The 9,486-nt window shown below is 41.6% G+C and carries 15 protein-coding genes and 1 pseudogene; 12 read left to right on the forward strand and 4 right to left on the reverse strand.

Features of this window, described 5'->3' with window-relative positions:
- The 8 genes from IM322_RS01350 to IM322_RS01385 all read left to right on the forward strand — a co-directional run.
- Positions 1–114, forward strand: a 114-nt coding sequence (locus tag IM322_RS01350) for a transposase (RefSeq protein WP_130758671.1), incomplete at its 5' end; no start/stop codon positions are given.
- A 142-nt stretch (positions 115–256) separates the two neighbouring features.
- A complete protein-coding gene (locus IM322_RS01355; RefSeq protein ID WP_287674121.1) occupies positions 257–634 on the forward strand; it encodes a hypothetical protein in 378 nt (125 codons plus the stop codon).
- Positions 635–757: 123 nt separating this feature from the next.
- Entirely contained in the window at positions 758–1,006 is a 249-nt protein-coding gene (locus tag IM322_RS01360) for a DUF433 domain-containing protein (protein WP_286827419.1), read from the forward strand.
- Positions 1,003–1,371, forward strand: coding sequence for a DUF5615 family PIN-like protein (locus IM322_RS01365; RefSeq protein WP_287674120.1), 369 nt, complete (start codon positions 1,003–1,005; stop codon positions 1,369–1,371). The genes IM322_RS01360 and IM322_RS01365 overlap by 4 nt, the downstream gene beginning before the upstream one ends.
- 221 nt (positions 1,372–1,592) lie before the next feature.
- Entirely contained in the window at positions 1,593–1,934 is a 342-nt protein-coding gene (locus tag IM322_RS01370; protein ID WP_271972067.1) for a DUF433 domain-containing protein, read from the forward strand.
- A gap of 16 nt (positions 1,935–1,950) precedes the next feature.
- Positions 1,951–2,175, forward strand: coding sequence for a DUF433 domain-containing protein (locus IM322_RS01375; RefSeq protein WP_287674117.1), 225 nt, complete (start codon positions 1,951–1,953; stop codon positions 2,173–2,175).
- Positions 2,176–2,330: 155 nt separating this feature from the next.
- A complete protein-coding gene (locus IM322_RS01380) occupies positions 2,331–3,392 on the forward strand; it encodes a CIA30 family protein (RefSeq protein ID WP_287674114.1) in 1,062 nt (353 codons plus the stop codon).
- Positions 3,393–3,478: 86 nt separating this feature from the next.
- On the forward strand, positions 3,479–4,099 hold the full coding sequence (locus IM322_RS01385) for a CPP1-like family protein (RefSeq protein WP_286827422.1): 621 nt from the start codon (positions 3,479–3,481) through the stop codon (positions 4,097–4,099).
- Here IM322_RS01385 and IM322_RS01390 read toward each other — a convergent pair.
- On the reverse strand, positions 4,096–4,791 hold the full coding sequence (locus IM322_RS01390) for an HAD family hydrolase (RefSeq protein ID WP_002801790.1): 696 nt from the start codon (positions 4,789–4,791) through the stop codon (positions 4,096–4,098). The two genes, IM322_RS01385 and IM322_RS01390, sit on opposite strands and share 4 nt — an antisense overlap.
- A 59-nt stretch (positions 4,792–4,850) precedes the next feature.
- Here IM322_RS01390 and IM322_RS01395 point away from each other — a divergent pair, with 59 nt between their 5' ends.
- Both IM322_RS01395 and sds read left to right on the forward strand, forming a co-directional pair.
- Positions 4,851–4,988, forward strand: a complete 138-nt coding sequence (locus IM322_RS01395) for a hypothetical protein (RefSeq protein WP_287674111.1) — start codon at positions 4,851–4,853, stop codon at positions 4,986–4,988.
- Positions 4,989–5,091: 103 nt separating this feature from the next.
- Positions 5,092–6,063: a solanesyl diphosphate synthase gene (sds, locus tag IM322_RS01400; protein WP_286827423.1), complete on the forward strand. Its 972-nt coding sequence runs from the start codon at positions 5,092–5,094 to the stop codon at positions 6,061–6,063.
- On the opposite strand, the gene IM322_RS01405 is transcribed toward sds, so the two are convergent.
- On the reverse strand, positions 6,060–6,605 hold the full coding sequence (locus tag IM322_RS01405) for a hypothetical protein (protein WP_287674107.1): 546 nt from the start codon (positions 6,603–6,605) through the stop codon (positions 6,060–6,062). The genes sds and IM322_RS01405 overlap by 4 nt on opposite strands.
- A 297-nt stretch (positions 6,606–6,902) precedes the next feature.
- Positions 6,903–7,010, reverse strand: a pseudogene (locus IM322_RS01410) (2Fe-2S iron-sulfur cluster-binding protein); the annotation flags it as partial.
- 62 nt (positions 7,011–7,072) lie between these two features.
- Here IM322_RS01410 and cimA point away from each other — a divergent pair.
- Positions 7,073–8,713 carry a citramalate synthase gene (gene cimA / locus IM322_RS01415; RefSeq protein WP_287674104.1) on the forward strand — a complete coding sequence of 547 codons (1,641 nt, stop codon included), beginning with the start codon at positions 7,073–7,075 and terminating at the stop codon, positions 8,711–8,713.
- 142 nt (positions 8,714–8,855) lie between these two features.
- Here the strand turns inward: cimA and IM322_RS01420 are convergent, their stop codons facing one another.
- Complete coding sequence (locus IM322_RS01420; RefSeq protein ID WP_287075677.1) at positions 8,856–9,350, reverse strand: hypothetical protein; 495 nt, start codon at positions 9,348–9,350, stop codon at positions 8,856–8,858.
- 91 nt (positions 9,351–9,441) lie between these two features.
- Here IM322_RS01420 and IM322_RS23120 point away from each other — a divergent pair.
- The coding region (locus IM322_RS23120; protein ID WP_353737480.1) for a helix-turn-helix domain-containing protein at positions 9,442–9,486 on the forward strand (45 nt) is incomplete at its 3' end.

Raw genomic sequence — 9,486 nt, forward strand, 5'->3', positions numbered from 1 at the left:
GTGGTCGAGGGAATCAACAATAAACTTAAACTAATAAAACGAAGAGGCTATGGCTTTAGAAACTTTCGGAATTTTTGGGTTAGAAGTATGTTATCTTGGCATCTTGTCTGTTGATTTAGCATAAAGAGTAACGAAGAGCCACTTTAACCTTTGCTGATTAAGCTTTTCAGGATTGAGAATGTACCTCTTGTCAACAGGAAACGCTATATACAATTATTAAACGACAACCAAGTTAAATATCTGGTTATCGGTGGTTATGCTGTTGCAGTTTATGGACATCCATGCTATAATAAAGTATAATAAAGATATTAATATTTGGATTGAAATAAGCCAAGAAAATGCTCAGAAATTAGTAACAGCATTAAGTCAATTTGGATTTGAAAGCTTAGGATTGACATCTGATGACTTTCAAACCCCTAATCAAATCATTCAGCTTGGCTATCCCCCGAACCGAATTGATTTAATTACAAATCCTGATGGTGTTGATTTTCAAACCTGCTATGATTCCAAAATTGAAGTAATGCTTAATGATGTACCTGTTAACTTTATCAATCTTGACAATCTCAAAAAAAATAAATTAGCATCTGGGAGACTTCAAGACCTAGCCGATTTAGAAAACCTGCAAAATGAATGAAGTGATCGCTATGCTGACACAAACGAATTAGAAAAAGAGATTGATAACTTAGTTTACAAACTTTATCAACTCACCTATATCCAGAATATAAAGCCATTAAAATAGAGTAGTAGGGAAAACAAAATGAAAACAATAGCAGGATTAGATCGCATTACCTTTGACCCTAAAATTATGGCGGGTCAAGCTTGTATTCGGGGAATGCGGATACCCGTATCGGTCATCATTAACCTCATCGCCAATGGCTTATCAACAGCTGAGATAATTGAAGACTATCCCTATCTCGAACCAGAAGACATCCAACAAGCTTTAAGATATGCAGCTTGGCTAACCCAAGAGCGCGTCATCCTTTGGCAAAACACCCAAGCAGTATGAAGTTTTTAGGTGATATGGGTATCTCTCCCCGCACAATTGCACTTTTGAGAGAACAAGGCTATGACGCAATCCACCTGATTGAAGAAAACCTAGAAAAGATGACAGACCAAAATATTTTAGACAAAGCTCGTCAAGAAGAAAGAATATTACTTACAGTAGATTTAGACTTTGCTCAACTATTAGCAATTAGTGGCGACAGCTTACCCAGTGTTATTTTATTTCGTCTAGGGAATGTAAGCCGAGAAGTTGTGAACCGTCGCTTGTTAGCCATCTTAAATAACTATGCCACAGAACTTACTAATGGTCTAATCATCTCTGTAACTGATGTTTCAATTCGACTTAGGCACTTACCCATTCAACCATGAAAATTTTACTAAAAACACATATTTGTTTATGGTTTATCAGTGGAGATAAACGACAATGACAGAGGAAGAATATGAAGAAATTAAAATAGAGTATTAGGGAAAACAAAATGAAAACAAGAATAAAAAACTCTTGATCTGGTGTAGTTTTTATTATGGTTAGTTCCCTGACATAAGCTAAATGAAATTAAACAACAAATTGATTAACATCTCAATCAAAAAACATGAAAGCAGTTAAAGCAATGGCAACCATTAACGAACAAGGACAAATCACCCTAGATAGTCCGCTAATGAATAACAAAAATAGTCGAGTAGAAATTATCATCCTCATCCCAGAATTAGCAATTGAGAAAACATTAAATGTATGTGGTGGTGATGCTTGTATCCGTAATACCAGAATCCCGGTTTGGCTATTAGTCAGCTACCAACAACAAGGACTGAGCGACGCAAAAATATTAGAAGCATATCCCACCCTAAACGCGGTTGATCTGGCAAATGCTTGGAGATATGCCGAAAATCATCCCCAAGAAATTGCCAAAGCAATCCTGGAAAACGAGGCTGATTAGACAATGGTAAAACTCTATGCAGATGAGCAATTTCCCTTACCTGTTATCAGAATTTTGTTGTATTCGTGGAATGCGAATCCGCGTCACAGACATATTAGAAATGCTGGCTGAAAACGTCAGCATCACTGAAATTTTAGAAGACTTTCCCGATTTAGAACTAGCCGACATTCAAGCTTGTCTAATCTTTGCCGCACGTCGTACAGACTTTCCCAGACTAAAGAATCTCAACCAAAATGCTTGACAAAAGCCAAGACTTGACTTATACTTTTTATATAATGGGAATCCGTGCCTAAATATATATAGGGGTTTTCAGAGAAATTAACGAGCGTTTGCGGCAAGGATTAAAGCTGGTTTGGTTAGGCTAACTTTATCAGGCCCTTTGAGGAGAGAAAAGTTATGGCTGAGTCGAAAAGCTGGGATTTTCAGAGATTTTGGCAAACTCTAGACTATTTTGATAGTATTCCCCTGTGGAGTTGTCTGCAAAAGCGGCTCGGTTTCGGGGAAGATAAAAAAAATCAGCTAACAAATGAGCAAGGGATGAAGACTATATTAGTCATTGGTGGTGAAAATGCGATCGGTAGAAAAGTAATCTCTCAACTACAGCAGCAAAACTATCAAATGCGCGCTTTAGTCGATAATATTGATGATGCACGTCAATTATTCGGCGAAAATGTCGATTTATTTGCTCTGCAAACCCCGCAATTATTCACAGGGATTGAGAGAATTATCTACTGTCAAGGGGAGAATAACCGCCATAGTTTAGCTAATTTACTCGATTTACTGAAAAATGCCGGGATAACCGCCGAAAAAACCCTCTTTGACTTTAGCAATCCCAGCAGTGATATAAAAGAAATCTGGGGTGCGGTGGATGATGTGGTAATGGGAGGAGTGAGTGAGAGTCAGATAACCCTGACTAGAGGACGAGCGCTCTTTTCCGGTATCGTTAGAACTGAAAATAACGGCGGTTTTGCCTCAGTTCGTACCAGAAACCTGAATCCTCCCCTAAATTTATCTAACTACGAGGGAATAGAATTACAGGTAGAAGGGGACGGAAAACGCTATAAATTAATTCTGCGCTGTGAAGGACGTTGGGATGGCATCGGTTACTGTTATTCTTTTGATACACTTGATCGCACCTGGCAAAGTATTTCTATTCCTTTTGGCGATTTAATCCCGGTAGTGCGGGCCAAAACGATGAGAGATGCAGCACCCTTTGATAGCAGTAACGTCTATGCTTTGCAGTTAATGCAGAGTAAATTCGAGTACGATGGGGCCATAAATCCCCGTTTCTCCCCGGGGTTATTTGCTTTAGAAATTGTCACAATTAAAGCCTACGGTGGCAAAAACCGCTTAATTATCGTTAAAGAAGGAGAAATCGCCGAAAAAAGCCTTTTAGATGCTAGTGGTTATCCCTACGAAGCGATCGATTCTGCCCAGATTTTCGCTAAACTTAATTAATTTAAATAAGCTTGGATCTCAAGTTAAACTACAGAACATCGGGTTAAGATCATGACTATCGGGAGCATAATTAAGGAGGTATGTTCATGAGTGAACAGAATCCCTACGAACAACTTGGGGTTACTGAAGAATCCTCTTTTGAAGAAATTCAAGAGGCCAAACAAAGACTGGTGCAACAGTATCAAAATGATAGCAAAATTGTCGAATTGATCGAGTCGGCCTACGATTCCGTCCTCATGGATCGACTGCGGATGCGACAGGAGGGTAGAATTAAAGTTCCCGATCGCATTCGTTTTCCCGAACGTCTGACGATTCCGGTGGAAAGTAAACCGGTTACTAGCAGTAAATCTCCTCACTGGTGGCAAAGCTTAATCGATACACCTTCTGCACGGGATATCGGCGTACCAGCAGTGATTTACGCTTGTTTAGGAGCAATAACGCTGTTAGTTCCCGATCCCAGTGGCTCCCTTTTACCGCTGCTCTTAGCTTTTGGCGTTTTCGTTAATATCTATTTTTTCAACCGCAAGGAAAACCGTTTTGGCCGCGCCTTACTATTCACTCTCGCTGGTTTAGTGCTAGGAGTCGCTCTGGGAGCGGGATTAGCCAGTTTAGCGGCCAAGGCTGATTTGAATATCTTCGGCGATCGCCCAATTTATGCGCTCGTCACTTTTCTGATCTTTTGGGTGATTAGTAGTTTTTTCCGTTAACCAATCGCTCGTAGGGAGCCTAAGATCACGTCCACTGCTTCCCCAAGGTTATTGACGATATAATCAGGCTCGTAGCTCTCTAAACGGGAACGGCTGCGAATCCCGGATAATACGCCAATAACCTTAATATTTTGGCTCTTAGCGGCGGCAATATCCGCTTCCGTATCCCCCACCATCCAAGTATCGGCAGCCGCCGGCAGTTCCTTAGCGGCCTTAGCCATAAGCAGGGTTTTGTCGCGCACGTCGTTGGTTTTGGTGTAATTATTATTTAGACAATAACGACGATTAGCGGCGAAAAAACGACCGATATCGTGGCGATTAAAGGCATGATCTAGCTCGGATACCCGCCGCATCGTCATCACGACTAAATCGATCTTTAACTCTTGGATTTTCTGGAGAGTTTCCAAAGAACCAACCACCGGGCGATCGTGGACAAGATAGGGTAAAGTATGAACAGTTTGACGACGAAGATGGGCAAATTTACGCGCTTGATCTTCATCTAATCCTGACATTTCCCCGATACGCTTCTCAGAAACCTGATCCCGTTTTAACTGCCAAAATTCCGCTTTCGATAATTCCCCGATAATTTGACCTTTATAGGCGGTTTTCTGTAAACAGTCTTGATAAACTTGGTAATATCGCTCCGATACGTCCATTATCGGCCCGTCAAAGTCGCTAATTAGTCTCAACATCGTTCTAATACTTCTCGCTTTATTAATTTTTATATACAAGTTACCCTAGAGTCTTGACAATGACAAGAGTTTTGTCGGGAAAAAAATTAGGGATGAGGGAAGTGGGGTGTGGGGTGTGGGAAGTGGGGGGAAATTTCCACGAAAACCCCAACCCCCAACCCCTCACTGATTACTGTTTACTGATTACTGATTACTGATCACTGATCACTGATGCTTCCCCTTCCCTAGTCTGGACGGTTAGCTTAAAATAAATGTAAGGATATGTAAACTTTCGTAACTATCTCGCCAATTGGCTAACCAATGATCCCAACAACTTCTTTATTCGCACCCGTTGACGATGATCTCCGTCTTTTGACCGATAACTTAAAAAACCTCGTCGGCGCTCGTCATCCCATTTTAGCGGCGGCAGCAGAACATTTGTTCGAGGCCGGTGGTAAACGCGTTCGACCGGCGATCGTGTTGTTAGTGTCTCGCGCTACCATGTTAGACCGGGATATCACTCCTCGTCATCGTCGATTAGCGGAAATCACGGAGATGATCCACACTGCCAGTCTCGTCCATGATGATGTGGTAGATGAGGCGGAATTGCGGCGCAGTGTTCCCACCGTTAACAGTTTATTTGACAATCGCGTGGCGGTTTTAGCGGGGGATTTTCTTTTCGCTCAATCCTCTTGGTATCTAGCAAATTTAGATAATTTAGAAGTGGTAAAATTGCTCTCAGAAGTGATTCGCGATTTTGCTGAAGGGGAAATTCAACAGGGAATTAATCGCTTTGACACCAGTATCTCCTTGGCAGCTTATCTAGAAAAAAGTTACTACAAAACTGCTTCTTTAATTGCCAACAGTGCCAAAGCGGCCGGGGTATTAAGCGAGCAATCGGCTGAAGTTAATCATCATTTATATAATTATGGTCGCGATTTAGGATTAGCTTTTCAAATCGTCGATGATATTCTCGATTTTACCTCCCCCACGGAAGTATTAGGAAAACCCTCTGGCTCCGATTTGATCAGTGGTAATATCACCGCTCCCGCTCTCTTTGCCATGGAGGAAAATCCCTATATAGAAGTGTTAATCGAACGGGAATTTAGTCAGGAAGGAGACATCGAAAAAGCTCTTGATTTTATTCACTCTAGCCAAGGTATTCCTCGCTCAAAAGAATTAGCCAATCAGTATGGTCAAAGTGCCTTAAAACACCTTGACTGTTTAGCTTCTTCTCCCTCAAAAGATGTGTTAATCGAGCTAGTAGATTACGTTTTGAGCCGAATTTATTAGGGAATAATAGTTCTCGCCGTAGCAATAGTCCAAGCATCAACTAATAATAAAAATAGGGTGAGAATAAAAAGAATTCCATACATCCAAGGCTGAGAAAGGGGGCGAATATCAGTCATATCCAAGTTGGTTTTTTCCTCGATTATTTTGACCATGCGATTAAATCCCACTACTCGCATCGGCAATAAATAGGCTTTTTCCGAGGAGCGATCAAGGAAATAATAAACTAAACCACCCTGTCCTGTACTGCGACATTTAAGTTCTTTTATATCTGTCCAATTTAACCACCAACCAGAGCGAAGAAAAGCAGGAACCCATTGGGGATAGGTAACTTGTATTCCTGTTTCTGATAAAATTACTCTTTCACTTAAAGCTCCGTATAAAGCGATTAATCCTAAGCTAATTCCTACCCAAAGAAAATTGGGACTAACGGGGGAATTAGTGACTTTTGCTAAAAAGGGTAAGGGGATGGTTAACGCCACATATAAACTTAATAAAGTTACCCGAATTATTGGTGATATCCGAAAAGTTATTGTCTCGTTCATTTGATAACCTTAATCAGTAAACAGTAATCAGTAAACAGTAATCAGTAAACAGTAATCAGTAATCAGTGAAAAGAAGGCTCCGAACTTGCCACCTAATAAGCTGTTGACTATCTAAATTACTCGTTGAGACTGCACCAGAGTTGGGAGCAGGGAGCAGGGAGAGGAAGTTTGAGCATTTGTACTAAAATCTCCAATAGGCAGTTTAAATTCAGTACAGCTTACTTTACACTTTAATACTTAATACTGTTCACTGAAAACTCAAAACTGATAACTGATAACTGATAACTGATAACTGAACTTGGAACCGGCGTTATACAGAGAAATGTCATGTTTTAATAATATGCGACGGAGATTTGCACCTCGATCGCAGGTGATTGTTTGACCGTAAACTGTTATTCTAGGCATTAGGGGCGTGATTTTAAGTCGCTACAGTTATTAATTAATATTAACATCTATTGACTATTTCTATGAACAATGGTAAGCGCATTTGGGTCTATGACACTACTCTCCGAGATGGGGCCCAGCGAGAAGGTATTTCCCTCTCCCTAGAAGATAAAATTAAAATCGCCAGGGAATTAGATCGGATGGGTATTCCTTTTATCGAAGGCGGTTGGCCTGGCGCAAACCCTAGAGACGGTCAATTTTTCTGGAAACTGCACGAAGAACCCCTAAAACAAGCGGAATTAGTCGCTTTTTGTTCCACTCGTCGCCCCCAGATCGAGGCCCGGGAAGATCGGATGTTAACCGCCATTCTCGCCGCTAGAACCCGTTGGGTGACAATTTTCGGCAAATCTTGGGATCTGCACGTCACAGAGGGCTTAAAAACCAGTCTGGAGGAGAATTTAGCCATGATAGGAGATACGATCGAGTATCTACGCTGTCAGGGAAAACGAGTCATTTATGATGCCGAACATTGGTTTGATGGTTACAAAAATAACCCCGAATACGCCCTTTTAACCCTGAAAACCGCCAGGGCTGCCGGGGCCGAATGGTTAGTTTTCTGTGATACCAACGGTGGCACTTTACCCCAAGAAATCGCCCCTATTGTGGAGAAAGTGCGGGAGAAATTGGGCATCGATCCCGATGAGGAAAATGCGCCTCAATTAGGCATCCATGCTCATAATGACGCAGGAACCGCCGTAGCTAACTCTTTAGCGGCAGTTAACGAGGGCGTACGCATGATTCAAGGCACAATTAACGGTTATGGGGAACGCTGCGGCAATGCCAATTTATGTACTTTAATTGCCAATCTTCAGTTAAAAATGGGCTTTTCTTGCCTAGAAGAAAATCAATTAGGCCGATTGACGGGAACTAGCCGAAAAATCAGCGAAATGGTCAATTTAGCGCCGGATGATCATGCTCCCTTCGTCGGACGTTCCGCTTTTGCCCATAAAGGTGGTATTCACGTTTCTGCGGTGGCGAAAAATCCCCTTACCTACGAACATATTAACCCGGAAGCGATCGGGAATCAGCGCCGCATCGTCATTTCTGACCAATCGGGATTAAGTAATGTGTTAGCGAAAGCGCGCAGTTTTGGCATCGATTTAAATAAAGATGATCCCACCTGTCGGCAAATTTTGGAACGTTTAAAAATCTTGGAAAGTGAGGGTTATCAATTTGAGGCAGCCGAAGCTAGTTTTGAGTTATTAATGCGGGAAGCTTTGGCACAGAGAAGCCACCTTTTTGAATTAAAAGGATTCCAAGTGTATTGTGATATGCTGCGGGATAGTGGTAATGCGATCGCGACAATTAAAGTACGGGTAAAAGAGGAAGATTTATTAGAAGTGGCCGAAGGTAACGGGCCGGTGGCCGCTTTAGATCTGGCTTTAAGAAAGGCTTTAGTCAAATTCTATCCTGAAATCGCTAACTTTCACCTGACCGATTATAAAGTGAGAATCCTCGATAGTGGTTCGGGGACGGCAGCGAAAACTAGGGTTTTAATCGAGTCGAGTAACGGTCAACAAAGATGGACTACCGTGGGAGTGTCTAGTAATATTTTGGAAGCTTCCTATCAAGCAGTAGTAGAAGGAATTGAATACGGTTTATATCTGCTGCAAAACAATAAACTAGAATTATCGGGTCAATTTTGTCCTTTGGGGATAATTTAGGGAACAGTTATCGGTCGTCAGTATTCAGGAGTCAGTATTCAGGAGATTATTTTTATTTATTCTTCCCCCGCAACGCGCACGCAGTGACCCCCCCACACCTCGCACCCCACTTCCTGCTACCCTTTCTGGGATTGAATGTTTCCTAGGATAATAATCTAGTGGCCAGAGAATTTTGCCAACGACGAGCCAAGGCCCGCAGATACATATTAACGGGAAACTGATAATATTCGATCATTAACCAGAGTAAACAAATAGCATGGCAAATAAAGGTTAAAATCGACCAAAATAGAGGCACCCATGACAAAGTACTCCCCTCGACTGGAGGAAAAAGATAGGCACCCGTAGCCACAATTGCTGTGGGAAAAATCACAAATCCTAAACCGATAATTAAGTAAAAACCTGCCATCTCCATGCCTTCTCTCGGTAAACCCTGCCAATACTTACCATTCCAATACCAAGTTAAGGGTAATTGACTATCGGCCATTTTTAAAACCTGTTGTTCTAAATTAGCAGTAAAAATGTGTTGACAAAAGTTACAAGCATAGGCTTCCATTAGTGTTAAAGCAGCAATTTTACCATGGCGACAGACGGGACAAGAATAGGTATCGTGATAGTTTAATCGGGTTGGCTCGGTCATCGAAAATTTTGGGTCTGAAACCCCGTCGTTCTACGACGGCTTTACTGTTAAATATTAACACATTTACGAAATATATGCTAAAATGCTCCCCATGGAAAAAGCCTATTGGTTTCGATTTTACCCCACACCCGAACAA

Origin of the sequence: Microcystis sp. M109S1 (assembly GCF_020247025.1) — a bacterium.
In the GTDB taxonomy this organism is placed as follows: Bacteria; Cyanobacteriota; Cyanobacteriia; order Cyanobacteriales; family Microcystaceae; genus Microcystis.